General features: G+C 37.5%; 14 protein-coding genes. 4 read left to right on the top strand and 10 right to left on the bottom strand.

The window, feature by feature from the left end:
- Nucleotides 1-71 precede the first annotated feature (71 nt).
- The 5 genes from ACTB0X_RS17000 to ACTB0X_RS16980 all read right to left on the bottom strand — a co-directional run bounded on the left by ACTB0X_RS17000 (nucleotide 72) and on the right by ACTB0X_RS16980 (nucleotide 7820).
- The gene (locus ACTB0X_RS17000) at nucleotides 72-1838 is read right to left on the bottom strand and encodes an acyl-CoA dehydrogenase family protein (RefSeq protein WP_463026238.1); all 1767 of its coding nucleotides are present in this window, start codon (nucleotides 1836-1838) and stop codon (nucleotides 72-74) included.
- A 20-nt stretch (nucleotides 1839-1858) separates the two neighbouring features.
- Nucleotides 1859-3031 (bottom strand): acetyl-CoA C-acyltransferase, encoded by a 1173-nt coding sequence (locus ACTB0X_RS16995; protein ID WP_463026237.1) that lies wholly within the window; start codon nucleotides 3029-3031, stop codon nucleotides 1859-1861.
- Between the two features lie 45 nt (nucleotides 3032-3076).
- A complete protein-coding gene (locus ACTB0X_RS16990) occupies nucleotides 3077-5485 on the bottom strand; it encodes a 3-hydroxyacyl-CoA dehydrogenase/enoyl-CoA hydratase family protein (RefSeq protein ID WP_463026236.1) in 2409 nt (802 codons plus the stop codon).
- An 18-nt stretch (nucleotides 5486-5503) separates the two neighbouring features.
- On the bottom strand, nucleotides 5504-5941 hold the full coding sequence (locus tag ACTB0X_RS16985; protein ID WP_463026235.1) for a MarR family winged helix-turn-helix transcriptional regulator: 438 nt from the start codon (nucleotides 5939-5941) through the stop codon (nucleotides 5504-5506).
- A gap of 115 nt (nucleotides 5942-6056) precedes the next feature.
- Nucleotides 6057-7820: an AMP-dependent synthetase/ligase gene (locus tag ACTB0X_RS16980; RefSeq protein WP_463026234.1), complete on the bottom strand. Its 1764-nt coding sequence runs from the start codon at nucleotides 7818-7820 to the stop codon at nucleotides 6057-6059.
- A 75-nt stretch (nucleotides 7821-7895) separates the two neighbouring features.
- Here ACTB0X_RS16980 and ACTB0X_RS16975 point away from each other — a divergent pair, with 75 nt between their 5' ends.
- The 3 genes from ACTB0X_RS16975 to ACTB0X_RS16965 are packed head-to-tail and all read left to right on the top strand — an operon-like array spanning nucleotide 7896 to nucleotide 8978.
- Nucleotides 7896-8393, top strand: coding sequence for a cupin domain-containing protein (locus ACTB0X_RS16975; RefSeq protein WP_463026232.1), 498 nt, complete (start codon nucleotides 7896-7898; stop codon nucleotides 8391-8393).
- A 52-nt stretch (nucleotides 8394-8445) separates the two neighbouring features.
- The gene (locus tag ACTB0X_RS16970; protein ID WP_463026231.1) at nucleotides 8446-8685 is read left to right on the top strand and encodes a hypothetical protein; all 240 of its coding nucleotides are present in this window, start codon (nucleotides 8446-8448) and stop codon (nucleotides 8683-8685) included.
- Entirely contained in the window at nucleotides 8685-8978 is a 294-nt protein-coding gene (locus tag ACTB0X_RS16965; protein ID WP_463026230.1) for a type II toxin-antitoxin system RelE/ParE family toxin, read from the top strand. The genes ACTB0X_RS16970 and ACTB0X_RS16965 overlap by 1 nt, the downstream gene beginning before the upstream one ends.
- A gap of 89 nt (nucleotides 8979-9067) precedes the next feature.
- Here ACTB0X_RS16965 and ACTB0X_RS16960 read toward each other — a convergent pair whose 3' ends face one another.
- The 5 genes from ACTB0X_RS16960 to ACTB0X_RS16940 all read right to left on the bottom strand — a co-directional run bounded on the left by ACTB0X_RS16960 (nucleotide 9068) and on the right by ACTB0X_RS16940 (nucleotide 14120).
- Nucleotides 9068-9583, bottom strand: coding sequence for a DUF4399 domain-containing protein (locus ACTB0X_RS16960; protein ID WP_463026229.1), 516 nt, complete (start codon nucleotides 9581-9583; stop codon nucleotides 9068-9070).
- Between the two features lie 117 nt (nucleotides 9584-9700).
- Complete coding sequence (locus ACTB0X_RS16955; RefSeq protein ID WP_463026228.1) at nucleotides 9701-10051, bottom strand: HepT-like ribonuclease domain-containing protein; 351 nt, start codon at nucleotides 10049-10051, stop codon at nucleotides 9701-9703.
- A complete protein-coding gene (locus tag ACTB0X_RS16950; RefSeq protein WP_463026227.1) occupies nucleotides 10038-10346 on the bottom strand; it encodes a nucleotidyltransferase family protein in 309 nt (102 codons plus the stop codon). The genes ACTB0X_RS16955 and ACTB0X_RS16950 overlap by 14 nt, the downstream gene beginning before the upstream one ends.
- 847 nt (nucleotides 10347-11193) lie before the next feature.
- On the bottom strand, nucleotides 11194-12825 hold the full coding sequence (locus ACTB0X_RS16945; protein WP_463026226.1) for an amidohydrolase: 1632 nt from the start codon (nucleotides 12823-12825) through the stop codon (nucleotides 11194-11196).
- Nucleotides 12822-14120 carry a hypothetical protein gene (locus ACTB0X_RS16940; RefSeq protein ID WP_463026225.1) on the bottom strand — a complete coding sequence of 433 codons (1299 nt, stop codon included), beginning with the start codon at nucleotides 14118-14120 and terminating at the stop codon, nucleotides 12822-12824. Before ACTB0X_RS16940 ends, ACTB0X_RS16945 begins: the two co-directional genes overlap by 4 nt.
- Before the next feature lie 114 nt (nucleotides 14121-14234).
- On the opposite strand from ACTB0X_RS16940, the gene purL reads away from it, so the two are divergent.
- Nucleotides 14235-16472, top strand: coding sequence for a phosphoribosylformylglycinamidine synthase subunit PurL (purL, locus tag ACTB0X_RS16935; protein ID WP_463026224.1), 2238 nt, complete (start codon nucleotides 14235-14237; stop codon nucleotides 16470-16472).
- The last annotated feature ends 15 nt before the right edge of the window (nucleotides 16473-16487 follow it).

Genomic DNA, 16487 nt, shown 5'->3' with positions numbered 1-16487 from the left:
AAAAAAAGAAGCCTGCCAGACTCAGTAATACTGATTCCAACAGGCCTTTCCTTTCAACTAATTTAAAACTACTAATAACAATATTTATTTTCTTCAATTAATTTCGCAGCGACAATTCTTCTGCTTTCTTTTACGTTAAAGAATTCATGTTTGGTAAATCGTTTCATACCCATCATCATTGCTCTCTGCTCATCGCCCTCAGCAAAAGATTGAATAGCATCTCTACCAGCTTTGCCAATTCTATCTGCAGCATCGTATAAGTATACTTGCATCATCGCAATTTGCTCTTTGCTAGCTTTATCGTCTAATTTCTGAATTCTCAATAAAGTAGATTCGGCAATGAACGTTTCCATCATCATGTCCGCAATGTTCATCAATACTTCTTGCTCTTTTGCCAATTGTTGCATCAATGTTTTTGCCGCAGCACCTGCTACTAAAAGAACTGCTTTTTTGAAGTTTCCGACTAATCGAGTTTCAGTGGCATACGCTGCTGAATCATCAAAATCAAAATCAGGAATCTCCATTAATTCTTCTGCGATTTTCATGGCAGGAGTCATTAAATCCAATTCTCCTTTCATCGCTCTTTTCAACATTAAGTCGACAGAAAGCATTCTATTGATTTCGTTCGTTCCTTCAAATATTCGGTTGATTCGTGCATCTCTAAATGCTCTTTCCATAGGAGCTTCAGCAGAATAGCCCATCCCGCCATAAATTTGAACACCTTCATCAACCACATAATCCAATGTTTCTGAACCATGAACTTTCAAAATGGCACATTCAACAGCAAATTGTTTGATGCCTTCTAATGTGGCTTTCTGCTTGTCCATTCCTTCAGCTATGTAATTTTCAATCTCGTCTTCGATGCTTTGTGAAGCTCTATACAATGCAGACTCAGTTGCAAAACACTTAATAGCTTGTTCTCCTAATTTGAAACGAATTGCTCCATATTTTGAAATAGCCCTACCGAACTGCTCTCTTTCATTTGCATAGGTTACTGAACGTGTAATGGCCATTTTTGCAGCTCCAAGAGCAGCTCCCGCCAATTTAATACGGCCAATGTTCAAGATGTTCAATGCAATCATGAATCCTTCTTGACGGTCGCCCAATAAATTCTCTGCAGGAACTTTTACATTATTAAAAAATACTTGTCTCGTAGATGAACCTTTGATTCCCAATTTCTTTTCTTCAGGATTCAAGCTTAATCCCTCCATGTCTTTTGTTACAATGAAAGCTGAAAGGTTGTCATCGTCTCCAATTTTAGCAAAAACAGTAAATACATGAGCGAAACCACCGTTGGTGATCCACATCTTTTGTCCGTTCAAGACATAGTGTTTTCCATCTTCTGAAAGCACCGCTTTTGTTTTTCCTGAATTGGCATCAGACCCTGCACTTGGCTCTGTCAAACAATAACATCCTTTCCATTCTCCCGAAGCTAATTTTGGGATGTATTTTGCTTTTTGCTCTTCTGTTCCGTAATATAAAATTGGTAATGTTCCAATTCCAGTGTGTGCTGATAAAGCCACTGCAAATGAATGTCCCGCCCCTGTAACCTCTGCAGTTAACATTGAAGTCACAAAACCTTTACCAAATCCACCTAAATCTTCAGGAACTGAAATGCCCAATAAACCAAGTTCTCCTGCTTTATCCAAAATGGAAGGCATTAATCCTTCTTCCATTGCATCTATTCGATCTAAGTTTGGGAATACTTCAGCATCTAAAAACTCTTTACAAGAGTCTGCTATCATGTGTTGTTCTTCCGTATAATCTTCTGGTATAAATATGTCTTTTGCATCGGTTTCTTTGATTAAAAACTCTCCGCCTTTTGTTCTGTTGCTCATGGTTATAATTTTATTGATTATTATAATAATTCGAAGATTCCTGCTGCTCCTTGTCCTGCTCCTACACACATGGTTACCATGCCGTATTTGCCGCCTCTCTTCTTTAATTCATTCAATACTTGAACGGTTAATTTTGCACCAGTGCATCCAAGAGGATGACCCAATGCAATAGCGCCACCGTTTACATTTACTTTCGATTTGTCCAATCCTAATTCACGAATCACAGCTACCGATTGAGAGGCAAAAGCTTCATTTAATTCAATCAAATCGATGTCTTCTAATTTTAGATTAGCTTGCTCCAATGCCATCGGAATCGCCTTGATTGGTCCAATTCCCATAATTCTAGGGTCTACACCTGTTGCAGCATAAGACACTAATCTAGCGATTGGTTTCAGTTTTAATTCTTTCACCATCTTTTCAGAAACAACCAATACAAAAGCACCACCGTCATTTGTTTGTGAAGAGTTTCCTGCTGTAACTGAACCGCCATTGGCAAAAACAGGACGCAATTTAGAAAGTGCTTCTACACTTGTCCCTTCTCTTGGGCCTTCATCTACATTTACTGTATAGTTTCTTTTTTTCTTCTTTCCATTGTCGTAGTAATTTTCTTCTACTTCAATCGGTGCGATGTCATCTGCAAAACGATTCTCTGCTTGTGCTTTTAAGGCTTTCATGTGCGACTCATATGCAAATTGATCTTGCTCTTCTCGCGATACGTTGTATTCTTTCGCTACAGCTTCGGCAGTCAATCCCATTCCCCAATAATAAGTTGGGTTGTCTTTTGCGACATCTGCGTTTGGAACAATTCTCCATCCACCCATTGGCATGCAGCTCATGGATTCAACCCCACCAGCAATAACGCAATGGTTCATGCCGCTTTTAATTTTTGCCGCTGCAATCGCAATGGTTTCCAATCCAGAAGAACAATATCTATTCACTGTCATCCCCGGAACGGTAATGTTATTTAATCCAATCAGAGAAATCAATCGACCAACGTTAAGGCCTTGTTCCGCTTCAGGACTTGCATTTCCTACTATGACATCGTCAATGTGGTCAGATGTTACTTGAGGATTGTCTTTCATTAAATGTTTGATCACTTGCGCTGCAATATCATCAGGACGAGTAAAGCGCAATTGGCCTCTGCCTGCTTTACCTACTGCTGAACGATATCCTGCTACTATATATGCTTCCATTTTGTTGTCTTTTTTTAAGTTTTGAAAACTTCGATTCAGTATTGTTTAGTTTCTTAGCACTTTTCCTTTGGTCACAATGCTTTGTAATCGTTCCAATGTTTTTTTCTTGGTACACAATTCTACAAATGCCTTTCGCTCTAAATCCAAAAGATAGGTTTCTGATACTTCTGTGATTTCAGATAAGTCTCCACCGCACATTACATAACCTAATTTCTCAGAAATTAATGCGTCGTGCTCTGAGATGTAGTTTCCTGATTTCATTGAATTCGCTCCTACGTATACAATACCCAGGCCTTCTTTTCCTAGTACTTTAATGTCAGTTCGCTCAACTGGCTGGCTGTAACCTTTGTCAGCTAATGCGATTGCTGCTTCTTTAGCACGCTTCAATTGAAACTCGCGGCTTACAATTACTTCGTCAATTCCTTCACGTAAATAGCCTTTGTCGAATGCTTCGTAAGCTGAGGTAGAAACCTGAGCCTGACCGATCGTCAAGAAACGTTCTCTCATTGCATTGATACGGATATCACCTTCTTTCAAACTGTCTGATAATCTAAGAACGAATTCTTTCGTTCCACCACCACCAGGAATCACACCAACTCCAAATTCAACCAATCCCATGTACAATTCTGCATGAGCCACTACTTTATCAGAGTGCATGCACAATTCGCAACCGCCACCTAACGCCATTTGGTGAGGCGCAGCTACTACTGGGATTGCACTGTAACGAATACGCATCATTGTTTTTTGGAATTGAGCAATTGCAAATGATAATTCATCATATTCTTGCTCTACGGCCATCATGAAAATCATTCCCACATTGGCTCCGGCAGAGAAATTCTGACCAGTGTTGGAAATAACCAATCCTTTGTAATCAGCTTCAGCTAAGTCAATGGCTTTATTGATTCCTTGAATCACTTCAGCACCAATTGTATTCATTTTGGTGTGGAATTCTAAGTTCAATATTCCATCACCTAAGTCTACTATCGTTGTTCCTTTATTGCTCCAAACAGTATTGGCAGCTCTTAAGTTATCCAATACGACTAGGTCTTCCGTTCCTGGAATTACTTTGTACGATTTAGTAGGAATGTCATAATAGTACTTTGCTCCATTTTCTAACTTATAGAATGTCTTCGCTCCACTGGCTATCATTTCATTGATCCAAGCTGCAGGCTTTTGACCTTTCGCTTTCATCAATTCAATTCCTTTTTCTAAGCCCAATGCATCCCAAGCTTCAAATGGACCTAATTGCCATCCAAAACCTGCTCTCATTCCGTCGTCTATTCTGAATACTTCGTCTGAAATTTCAGGAATTCTGTTCGAAACATATTCAAATAAGCCCAAGAAATTCGCTCTAAAGAAATCTCCAACTTTACCTTCAGATTCAATCAATAGTTTGGTTCTTTCTCGAACGTCTTCTATTTCTCTAACTTTTCCAATAATGTCGAAGCGCACTTTCGTTTGCTCTTCATATTCTAGAGTCTCTAGGTTTAATGACAAAATATTACTTTGACCATCTGCACCTTTTACCTTTTTATAAAATCCTTGACCGGATTTAGAACCTAGCCATTTGTTGTCCAATAAATGTTGCACATATCCTGGAATCGCAAACATGTCTTTTGCTTCATCGTCTGGGCAATTCTCACGAACACCGTTTGCTACGTGAACCAAAGTGTCCAATCCAACTACATCACAAGTTCTGAATGTAGCTGATTTAGGTCGACCTAGTATACTTCCAGTTAGTTTATCCACTTCTTCCACTTTGAAGCCCATCTCTTTCACGGTATGAAAAAGATTCATAATGGAATATACGCCAATTCTGTTGGCGATAAATGCAGGAGTGTCTTTTGCAAGCACTGATTTCTTTCCCAAGAAACGTCTGCCATAATCCATTAAGAAGTCAACTATTGCAGGATCTGTTTTAGGTGTTGGAATAATTTCTAATAACTCCAAATACCTTGGCGGATTAAAAAAGTGAGTTCCTAAAAAGTGGGTTTGAAAATCTTCACTTCTTCCTTCCAACATCATATGAATCGGAATTCCTGATGTATTCGAAGAAATAATGGTTCCTTTCTTTCTATATTTTTCTACGTTATCAAAAACGATTTTTTTAATGTCTAATCGTTCTACAACTACTTCGATTACCCAGTCAGCTGATGCAATATCTTTCATATTGTCATCCATATTTCCTGTGGTAATTCTTTTAGCGAATGATTGCCTATAAATAGGGGAAGGACTAGATTTTAAAGCCGTCATTAGGGCTTCGTTTACAATCCTGTTTTTTACTACAGTATCGTCTAATTTTAATCCTTGTTTCTCTTCTTTAGCCGAAAGTTCTTTTGGCGCTATGTCCAAAAGCAATACCTCGAGACCAATGTTCGCGAAATGGCACGCAATCTGCGAACCCATTACTCCTGAGCCCAAAATTGCAACCTTTCTTATTCTTCGTGTAGCCATAAAATATTAATTTATAGATTATTTAGTGTCCTTGTAATTAGCTATTAGTTCGTTGATGTTTTCCATCACTTCAAAGTACATTTCCAAATTCTTTTGAGGAATGTTTTTAATGATGTATTCGTTCAGTTCTTTCACCACATGCTTGGCAATATTCTTTTTTTGAGTTCCTTCTTCTGTGAGGTGAATTCGAACCATTCTGCCATCAGACTTATCTCCTTTTCTTTCGATCAGTCCCGAACTCTCCATGTTCTTAAGAATTCGACTCAAACTAGTTGCTTTCATACCCATCAGTGGGGCTATTTTGGTAGCAGGTGTTCCTACCTGATCCTCTATGTTTAGAAGTACAAATCCTGTTGCCTGCGTAAGTCCGTATTCAGCGGCAATACCGTTGTATAAATTGGTCAAAGCATGCCAATTTACTTTGATGTGGTAATCTACAGTTTCGTTTGGTTTCATTTATTTGACTTGAATGGAAACAAATATAATAAATTATTACTATGCATGCATAATAAAGATGAAGTTATTTAACAAAAAAATCCCTTCTTAATTTGTTAAGAAGGGATTTTAATGATTATCGATATATCGCCTCTATTTGATCGAGGTATTTAGCTTTAACGACTGCTCGCTTAATTTTCATAGTCGGTGTCATTTCTCCGGTATCTATTCCCCATGCATCGGGTACTAAAATGAACCGTTTTACTTGTTCGTATTGCGCGAAACCTTTATTGTAATGATCTACTTCCTGTTGAATTCGATCAACAATAGTTTGATTGTTAACGATGGAAGCATTGTCAGTAAACGGAATATTTTTACGCTTACAGTAATCCTTTAAAAAATCGAATGCAGGCTGAATCACGGCAGATGGGTGTTTTTCACCTTCTCCTACCACCATTAATTGCTCAATGAATGACGATTCCTTCATTTTATTTTCAATCACTTGTGGAGCAATGTATTTTCCACCTGAGGTTTTGAATGTTTCTTTTTTACGACCAGTAATTTTTAAGAAATTATCCGCACTCAACTCTCCGATATCTCCAGTTTTAAAGTAGCCATCATCGGTGAATACTTCTTTTGTTGCATCAGGTTTTTTATAATAGCCCATCATAACGTTGGGTCCTTTAACCAATATTTCTCCATCTTCAGCAATCTTAACAGTCACATCATCCAACGGACGACCAACTGTGCCAATTCTTACTCCATTATTTTCTTCACAGTTTACTGAGATTACAGGAGACGTTTCTGTTAATCCATATCCTTCCATAATTGGAATTTGAGCCGCTAGAAAAATTCGTGCTAAACGAGGTTGTAATGCTGCAGCACCTGAAGCCACTGCCAAGGCATTTCCACCTAACGCTTCCCTCCATTTACTGAAGATTATTTTGTTGGCTAATTTTAATTGAAAATTGTAGATTGGATTGTTTCCACCGATTTCATATCGATTGCCCAAACCTACTGCCCAAAAGAACAATGCTCTTTTGATGCCAGTCAATTCCATTCCTTTGGCCATTATTTTGTCGTATACTTTCTCTAATAATCGTGGAACTGCCGTGAAGATCTGAGGTTTTACATCACGCAAGTCATCACCAATGGTCTCCATTGATTCCGCATAATAAATAGAAACTCCCACATAAATGTACATGTAGGCTACCATTCGTTCATAAACATGACACAGCGGCAAGAAACTTAGTGCTTTGCTGTTGTGATCGCATGGTAATCTTTTTCGTGACGAAAGTGAATTGGAAACCAGGTTTTTGTGTGAAAGCATCACACCTTTTGGTCTTCCTGTTGTCCCTGATGTATAAATTAAGGTAGCTAAATCTTCAGTTTTAATTCCATCCATAATGGATTGAACGGCACTAAAGTCTCCATTGGCATCTAATTCCAACACCTCTTTCCAGTTCTTCGCACTGGAAACTTGGTCGAAAGTATAGATATTTTCCAATGTTGGAACTTGATTGCTGATGTTGCTTACCTTTTGAAAAAGATCCGCATCGGAGACAAAGCAGCATTTAATTTCTGCATCGTTCATGATGTAAGCATAATCTTCTTCGGTGATGGTTGGATAAATCGGAACGCTAATTCCGCCCATTTGGGTAATTCCTAGGTCGGTGATGTGCCATTCCGAACGGTTGTTGGATATGATGGCAATTTTATCACCCGGTTTTAGACCCATTTTTAAGAAGGCCAAACTCATTTTTCGGCCCATCGAGATGAATTCATCCGTGCTAATCTTCTCCCACTTTCCATTAACTTTTGACGTTAATGAATCCTCTTTTTTATAATTTTTCTGCTGATGATAATGCAGGTCGAATATTCTTGTTATTTGCTTTTCCATCTTCTCGAGTGATTTATTTTGCATAAATATATCATTTTCTAATGATAGTTTTGTGAATCGCAAATGTGAAGAAATATGAAAAAAGTAGACTATTGGGTAAATTACCTTGATTTATTGCCACATCCAGAAGGTGGATTTTTCAAAGAAATGTATCGTTCAGAGGGGATGGTTTCGGCTGATATTATGGAAAAGGGAATGGAAGGAAGCAGGAACTTAGCAACTGGAATTTACTTTTTAATTACCGAAGGAAATTTCTCTGCATTTCACCGAATAAAATCTGATGAGATGTGGCATTTCTATTACGGCGAACCATTAATCGTTCATGTAATCGAGTTAGATGGAACCTATACCAAACTCTCCATTGGATTAGATCTAGAAAATGGGCAAACTCCACAAGCAGTCGTTCCAGCTGGTGCTTGGTTCGCCAGTGAATCGTTGGGGGCTTATTCACTAGTTGGTTGTACGGTTTCTCCGGGGTTCGATTTCCAAGATTTTGAATTGGCTAAGAAGGCAGAATTGTCTCTAGCTTTTCCTCAGCATATGGAGTTGATTGGAAGGTTGTGTAGAGAGTAGGTTGAATTGAATTCAGAAAAGAAGTAACTTTATAGTATAAAAATCAATCACTATGGGATTGCAATCTTCAAAAATAAATTTAGTCCAAAAAATATTGTCTGTTGATCAAGAGTCAATTATTAAGAAAATTGATGAGATGTTGGATCAAGAGTTGATTGTGGGATATACCGCAGATGGACAACCTTTGACAAAAAATCAATATAACGAACGCCTGGCTGTTGCCGAGAAACAATTATTAGAAGGCGAAGTAATCACCCAAGAAGATTTGGAGAGCGAAAGCGAAGACTGGTAATGGAAGAACTTAAAATTGTTTGGACTATTCAAGCGAAAGAGTCTTTGAAAGTTATCTATGATTATTACTGTAAAAAATCGATTCCTGCAGCTAAGAAAGTGAAAAATGAACTTTTAAAAAGTCCAAAAAGTATTTATTTTTCAAAGCAGTATCAAATAGATGAGATAAATCCTAAATATCGAAGGATTGTTGTGAGAGACTTCAAAGTGCTCTATAAATCAAGTGAAAATAGAATTGAAGTAATAGATATAATATGTTCGAAACAATCTCCTGAAATATTGAGAAAGTTGTAAGCGACACATATATTATTCCAAATAAAAAAGCCACACAGTTCCTGAGTTATCAGTTTGCTGCGTGGCTTTTTAATTTTATAATTTGTTACCTATTCTACGATCACTTTAATGGTCGCACTCAATTGCGCTCCATAACTCTGGTGATATCCATCAGCAAACTGCATTGTTAAAGTATGCTCTCCTTTAGGTAATACTAACTCAGTTTCTGTTTGGCCCTTTCCATAATGGATGTTTAAAGAATCAGCAGGAACAATTGTGCCTCTTTCTAATGCTGCTCCATCAATGATAATATGGTGGTGACCTTTTCCTTCATGTAATTCTCCAGCAGGTTCTACTTCCATACCTTCTACACCAAATTGAACTTTCAAAGGAGATTTTACTTTTTGTCCATCTGTTAGGTTTGCGAAGAAAACTTTAGCATCTGCAGGAATAGCAACAGGTTCAGCTTTGTCTGCTTTTTCCATCATTGCTTCGTGGTCATGACCTGCATGATCATCGTGCATTTCTTCACTTTGCATTTCTTTTTCTTCAGTTGCTTTTGGTGCATCTCCACAAGAAGCTACAAATAAGCCCAAAGCAATTGCCAATACATTTATCTTTTTCATGTTCATTGTTTTTAATTATTTTCTAAAATTAGGCAATAAATTACTGCTTGTAAAAAGTATTAGGTAGAATAATATTGAACTATAAAAATCAGCTTTTGTAGCTTTTTAAGCTTTGATTTATAAAAACTGGTTGCTTTCAATTAGTTTTGATACTTGCTTTTTAAGAAGTGGTAAATCTTTGTCAATAACTCCCCAAATAATGATATTATCAATATTGTCGTAGGCATGAATTACCCAATTTCGAAGGCTTATAATTCTTTTGGCATTTGATATATCAATCTTGGAATCAATTTTTATAATGCGATTAGTCGCCTCTCCAATTATTTCTAATTCGCGCTCAACAGCCCTTCGAAGTAATTTATTTGAATCATAATGGTTGAAGTCTCTTTTGTCTCCCAAATAGTCAAAAATGGAATCAATTGCATTTAAGATATCATGCAAATACATATTTATTCTATGCTGCGGCATACAATAATTGCTTGGTTTGATCTATACTTTCAATAAAGTAAGGGTTTGATAGGGACCGTTCAGTAAGTAAGTCTATTTTTCTTTCCAATAGCTTTTCAAGATCAACATGTAGCTTAAAAAAATTATCGGTGTATTGATCAAAAGGGAGTTCTTTGAACGTTATTAAAATATCGATATCACTTTTAGCATTGAATTGGTCAGTAGTAACTGAACCAAAAGCATACATGCTTTTGATTGAATATTGCTCGCACAGTTTGATTAACGCGTCTTTTTTATTTTCCAGAATGGGCAACATGGTTACTTTTTATTCAAAGATACTAAAGAAGAGATTGGTTTTGATTATTCAAAATAATTCTAAATTAATATTACAATAATGCACATGAAGTTATGTTATTTATTCTCGAAACTATGTGAGAAATGTCTAGTAAGTTTAACTTTTTCTAAAGGAAAGTAGTCAACTATTCCAAATACTTCATACTTCCCTTTAGATAGTTTGTTGGTTAATAAATTGCTAAAAGCATAATTAGTTTGAATTGTAAAAGTAGATTCTGTAATTACTCCATCGAATTATGAAAATCTAAAAGTTGGAATGTAAAATGATTAGAAGAGGAATGTGGTTTAGGTTTAAGGAGTTCGAATCAAATGAATGTCGCTATTAAAAACGAAGGGTTCAGGAATCCAACTATCAATAATGTGAATAAAAATAGAAGTATCATGTTGTACAATTTATTTTGGTTGGGTTTAAATAGAGTAAATAGAAATAGATAGAGTTGTGAAAGAAACAAATAAATGTACCATTGATGCTGTTTTATTTCAATAGGAGGAAGGTTTATACGCATTAAGGCGAAGTAGAAAAATAGGCTCATTAGGGAAATAAAAATAGCAAAACCTATATTTGATTCTCTATTCAACCTTAAATTAATGAGTAGGTTGATTGTTATAAGTGGGAATAGAACCAGAGAAAGTAGCAATTCTCCAGCACCCGAGAGAAGTTCATTATTACTATTTGGGATTAGCGCTAAGCTAGCAAATAGATAGCTCAAAATTGAGATGAACAAAATAGAAGCTTTAGCCTCTTTGTTTAAATTTGGACTAAATTTGAATTTCAAGTGATATTAATTTTAGATAACAAAATACACTTATTACTCTCCCCAAACCACTTCACCACCAACCACCGTATACACTACTTTAATTGATAATATTTCACTTTCTTTGACGGTCATTAAGTCTTTGTCGAGCAGAATAAAATCGGCGTACTTTCCAACTTCCAAGCTTCCTTTCTCGTTTTCCTCAAAGCTCGCAATCGCCGGCCAAATCGTCATTCCTTTTAGAGTTTCTAAGCGACTTAAACCTTCATCAAGCAAAAAGCCTTGTTCAGGTTTTCCTTCTGCATTTTTTCGCGTCACAGCGGTATAAAAGGTCAATAAAGGATCTATTTTTTCAATTGGAAAATCTGTTCCCAACGGCAATAATCCATTTTGCGAAAGCAAGGTTTTAAAAGCATAGGCACCTTTCAATCGTTCTCCTCCCAATCGATCTTCTGCCCAGCCCATATCCGAAATGGCGTGTGTTGGCTGCACCGAAGGAATAATGGTGAATTTTCGGAACAACTCCATGTCGTCAGGATGAACGATTTGGGCATGCTCGATTCTCCATCGTCGATCGTTTACTTCTTTTAAGGCATTGCCATAAATGTTTAACATCAATCGGTTGGCAGCATCTCCAATGCAATGGGTATTCATCTGTAATCCTGATTGATATATTTGGTGTGCCATGTCTTGTAAGTAGGCCGAATCGTTCATGAATAAACCAGAATTGGTAGAATCATCTGTATACGGCTCGATGAGTTTGGCTCCACGAGAACCCAAAGCGCCATCAGCAAAGAACTTAATCGCGCCAATGTGCAAACGATCTGTTTTGTAGGCAGAATCCAATAAATATTCAGCTAAGTTTTCTTTGGAAGGTGTCGCCATTCCGTAAATGCGCATTTTTAGTTTTCCTTCTTTCTGCAAGTTGTCGATGAGGTGAATCATCTTGTTTTCTAACATGGCATCGGCCACCGTTGTCAATCCTTTTTCGAAACACTTTTCTTGAGCGGTCAATAATGACTTTTGATCTTCCTCATCGGAGTAGCGAGGTAGTTTTTGCTCCACATAGGTAATTGCCATATCCACTAAAAGACCTGTTAATTTACCATTTTCTTTTTTGAAAATTCCACCTTCTGTAATGGTAGTTTCATTGACTTCCGCCATGTCCAAAGCTGCTTGATTGGCAACCGCCGCATGAGAGTCTATACGCTTTAATAGAATCGGTGCGTTCGGGAAAAGACTGTCTAATTTATGTTTGCTTGGGAAAGCTTGTCCTGCCCATAAATTTTGGTCCCATCCGTTTCCCCCGATAAATTTTAGTTCTTTTCCTTTGGCGAAGTCTACAACTCTTTGAACGGCTTCGTCCCAACTTTTAGCACCTGATAGATCGACTTCCTGAAACGAACGCCCGTACCAAAAAAAGTGGCAATGAGCATCGTTGAATCCAGGGTAAACTGGTCGAGTGCCCGCATCAATAGTCTTTTCACCAAAGTATTTATTCATAATCTGGTTCTCTGGTCCGATGGCGATGATTTTTCCATCTTTAATGGCCATTGCTTCCGCCATAGTATTGGACTCATCCATGGTGTATATGGTGGCGTTATGAATAATTAAGTCGACTGTTTCTGATTTATAGCAAGATGTCATAAAAAGCGAAGAGATTAAAATGAGTATCAGATTTTTCATCGGATAGATAAGTTGAATTTTTGATTGATTTTATTGAAATCAATACATGAAATAATAAGTGCAAATAGAAAAGGCAAAAATGGGACTTTATAACGAACCACAGCTCCTAAAATAGGGGTTGTCCATCCGATCAATGTTCCCAATATCAAAGTAAAAAACAATGAAAAAAACAAGAAGTTAAGTTGATTGGCAGTTGGTTTCTTAAAAAAGAAAATCATTGTAACGATCAATATAAGTAACATAAGATTTTCAGCTGCAGCAAGTAGATAGAAAATAGAATTCACTTCAGTGATAAACGGACGAAACAACACATTGACCAATACTTCTGGAATGGCAAAAAGAGCTTCCAGAGGCGTTTGAATGGATGAAACGGAGATAGCACTTCCAGATTCACTCATCATGGCCACATTGTAAAAAGCTGTTTGTTTTTGCTGCAACAAATCGAATAAATCGAAAAGGTGAAAATGCTTCAATAATACAACTCCCAAAAAGCCAATTGAAATGACGCCTAAATAAGCAATGAGGGGTTTTACTTTAAGAAATCGAATTACTACAGCCGCTGCCACAACCGGAATCAATGACAACAATACATAAGGTTTGATGATGGCCAATAATGCAGTTCCAATTAGCAGATAACCGCTATTTCTCAGATTTGTTTGGGCCAAGCAATTGAAGAAGGTGAGCGTGAAAATTCCTAAGGAAAATAGTAGGAATCCTTCTTTTAAAATACCTGAACCCCACAATAGAGTGGAAGGAATCAGAAAAACGGCGAAGAACAATGCAAATGCAGGTAGAGTCAATTGTCTGTTAATGGTTTTGTATAATGCCACTAATCCGGTAAACGATAGAAAATTAATGAACAATGTATGCAGATGAATAAAGCCGTGTGAAAAATAACTCGCTAAAAAGTTGAATCGAATCATGGTTCGATTGTCATTCAATACGCCAAAATTGTATTCTCGATCCCAATGCATGGTATCTTTCAACAAAGCTGAAATTTGTACATCTTGAATACCGAAAAAGAACTTAAAGGCTAAAATAGGATGATCGCGCAGTTGGAGAAAAAGTAAATAGCCGTCGTCGTAATATTTATAGATATCGGCATTCGCTCGCTCGGAATAGACAAAAGTATAAAGTGCCCATAACCCGATGCCAACGAATACTTTTAGAAAAAAAGCAGCTACAACTATTCGTGACGAAATACCTTTGAGTTGAAAAAAATCATGCATTTTAATCAAAACCCCCAAGCCGATGGAGAAAGCGATAAATACAATAATTTGAATTACTAAAGTCATGATTCAAAAGTAATTTAAAAATAGTAAGTCATTGGTGAAAAATATGCATAAAATGGGTTGGTAGATGGGAATCAAAATTTTACTTTTGCAGCTTACTAACCAGCCCTTCACAAAATGGAAGACAATACATTGAACGAAGCAACCGTAGAAACGGCAATAGAATTAGGTTTAAGACCTGAGGAATTTGATAAAATCAAGGAAATCTTGGGACGTACGCCCAACTTTACAGAAGTAAGTATTTACTCTGTGATGTGGTCGGAGCACTGTTCTTACAAAAACTCCATTACTTGGTTGAAGAAATTGCCAAAAGAAGGCCCACATATGTTGGCTGAAGCTGGTGAAGAAAACGCTGGATTAGTGGACATCGGTGACGGATTGGCTTGTGCATTCAAAATTGAATCACACAATCACCCGTCGGCATTGGAGCCATTCCAAGGAGCGGCAACTGGTGTAGGTGGTATCAACCGTGATATATTTACAATGGGTGCTCGTCCGATAGCACAATTAAACTCCTTGCGTTTTGGTTCTATTGATTCAGACAGAACGAAATGGTTATTAAAAGGAGTAGTAAAAGGAATCGGCAGCTACGGAAATGCATTTGGTATCCCTGTAGTTGGAGGAGAGGTTTTCTTTGACGAATGCTACAACACCAATCCATTAGTAAACGCGATGTCTGCAGGAATTATGAAAGCAGACAAAATGATTTCTGCTACTTCATACGGAGTTGGAAATCCAGTTTATATTGTTGGTTCTGCAACAGGTAAAGATGGAATTCACGGAGCAGCATTTGCTTCGAAAGACATCACAGAAGAATCTGCAAATGATTTGCCAGCTGTTCAAGTTGGAGATCCTTTTCAAGAGAAATTATTGCTAGAAGCTTCTTTAGAGTTGGCTGAAACCGATGCAATCATTGGAATGCAAGATATGGGTGCTGCCGGAATTACTTGTTCTACTTCAGAAATGAGTGGCAAAGAAGGATTCGGGATGACCATCGATTTAGATAAAGTGCCTACTCGTCAGGAAGGCATGAAGCCATTTGAGATTTTGTTATCAGAGTCTCAGGAGCGTATGTTGGTCGTGGTGAAGAAAGGACGAGAAGCTGAGGTAGAAGCTATTTTTGACAAATGGGATTTGAATTGCGAGCAAATCGGTGAAGTTACTGAAGGCGGACAATTGGAATATTATATGGGGGGTAAATTAGTAGCTCATGTTCCTGCTGAATCATTGGTTTTAGGTGGTGGAGCTCCAGTTTACGAAAGAGAGTTTAAAGAGCCGGCATACTTTGCAGAAAATCAGAAGTTCATAATTGACTCTGTTGAAGAACCGAAGGATTTAAAAGAAGTGGCTTACTTTTTAATTAATCACCCGAACATCGCTTCTAAGAAGTGGGTGATTGAGCAGTATGACACAATGGTAGGTACCATTAACATGAGTACTAACAAACCAACTGATGCGGGTATTGTAAACATTAAAGGCTTGAACAAAGCTTTGGCATTTACAGTAGATTGTAACGCACGTTACGTAAATGCAAATCCTGAAGAAGGTTGTGCCATTGCGGTTGCAGAAGCAGCTAGAAACATTGTCTGTTCTGGTGGTGAGCCATCTGCAATTACCAACTGTTTGAACTTTGGAAATCCATACAACCCAGAAGTATACTGGCAGTTTGTAGGAGCTATCAAAGGGATGAAAAAGTCGTGTGAGAAATTTAAAACTCCTGTAACTGGTGGAAATGTTAGTTTCTACAACCAGAGTATGCAGAATGGAGTAGATGTTCCAGTTTTTCCAACTCCTACTATCGGTATGATGGGGATTGTAACTGATAAGAAGTTTATCACCACTTTGGCTTTCCAAAACGAAGGAGATTTAATTTATATGATTGGTGGCGCTCAAAACGACATCAATTCATCGGAGTATTTATATTCTTACCATAAAGTGAAACAATCACCTTCTCCTTACTTTAATTTGGATGAAGAGCATGCATTGCAAAATCAAGTGAAGACATTGATTCAAGCAGGAATGTTGAACTCGGCGCATGATGTTGCTGATGGAGGATTATTCATCACTTTGTTAGAAGCAGGTATGCCAAACGGATTTGGTTTCTCAGTAGAAACGGATACCGACTATAGAAAAGATGCATACTTGTTCGGAGAAGCTCAAAGTAGAATAGTGGTATCCATCAATCCTGACAACCAAGATGAGTTTGTAGAGCATATGGTCGCTTCTGGATTAGAATATACTTTCCTAGGAACTGTAGAAGGAAAAGAAATGTTAATCGATGGTGAATCATTTGGAACAGTAGCTGATGCGAAACACCAATTTGAAACCGCTTTAGAGAACAGATTGAATAGCTAATTCAGTCCAATTAAT

The organism is Acidiluteibacter sp., from assembly GCF_055129545.1.
Note: the sequence above shows the minus strand (reverse complement) of the source record. Positions and strands in the feature narration are given on the sequence as shown.

Excerpts from the sequence above, each read along its gene's own strand:
- ACTB0X_RS16955 (WP_463026228.1), bottom strand. The coding sequence starts at position 10,051 with ATGCCGCAGCATAGAATAAATATGTATTTGCATGATATCTTAAATGCA.
- purL (WP_463026224.1), top strand. The coding sequence starts at position 14,235 with ATGGAAGACAATACATTGAACGAAGCAACCGTAGAAACGGCAATAGAA.
- ACTB0X_RS16990 (WP_463026236.1), bottom strand. The coding sequence starts at position 5,485 with ATGGCTACACGAAGAATAAGAAAGGTTGCAATTTTGGGCTCAGGAGTA.
- ACTB0X_RS16970 (WP_463026231.1), top strand. The coding sequence starts at position 8,446 with ATGGGATTGCAATCTTCAAAAATAAATTTAGTCCAAAAAATATTGTCT.
- ACTB0X_RS16945 (WP_463026226.1), bottom strand. The coding sequence starts at position 12,825 with ATGAAAAATCTGATACTCATTTTAATCTCTTCGCTTTTTATGACATCT.
- ACTB0X_RS16950 (WP_463026227.1), bottom strand. The coding sequence starts at position 10,346 with ATGTTGCCCATTCTGGAAAATAAAAAAGACGCGTTAATCAAACTGTGC.
- ACTB0X_RS16985 (WP_463026235.1), bottom strand. The coding sequence starts at position 5,941 with ATGAAACCAAACGAAACTGTAGATTACCACATCAAAGTAAATTGGCAT.
- ACTB0X_RS16995 (WP_463026237.1), bottom strand. The coding sequence starts at position 3,031 with ATGGAAGCATATATAGTAGCAGGATATCGTTCAGCAGTAGGTAAAGCA.
- ACTB0X_RS16965 (WP_463026230.1), top strand. The coding sequence starts at position 8,685 with ATGGAAGAACTTAAAATTGTTTGGACTATTCAAGCGAAAGAGTCTTTG.
- ACTB0X_RS16980 (WP_463026234.1), bottom strand. The coding sequence starts at position 7,820 with ATGGAAAAGCAAATAACAAGAATATTCGACCTGCATTATCATCAGCAG.
- ACTB0X_RS16975 (WP_463026232.1), top strand. The coding sequence starts at position 7,896 with ATGAAAAAAGTAGACTATTGGGTAAATTACCTTGATTTATTGCCACAT.
- ACTB0X_RS16940 (WP_463026225.1), bottom strand. The coding sequence starts at position 14,120 with ATGACTTTAGTAATTCAAATTATTGTATTTATCGCTTTCTCCATCGGC.
- ACTB0X_RS17000 (WP_463026238.1), bottom strand. The coding sequence starts at position 1,838 with ATGAGCAACAGAACAAAAGGCGGAGAGTTTTTAATCAAAGAAACCGAT.
- ACTB0X_RS16960 (WP_463026229.1), bottom strand. The coding sequence starts at position 9,583 with ATGAAAAAGATAAATGTATTGGCAATTGCTTTGGGCTTATTTGTAGCT.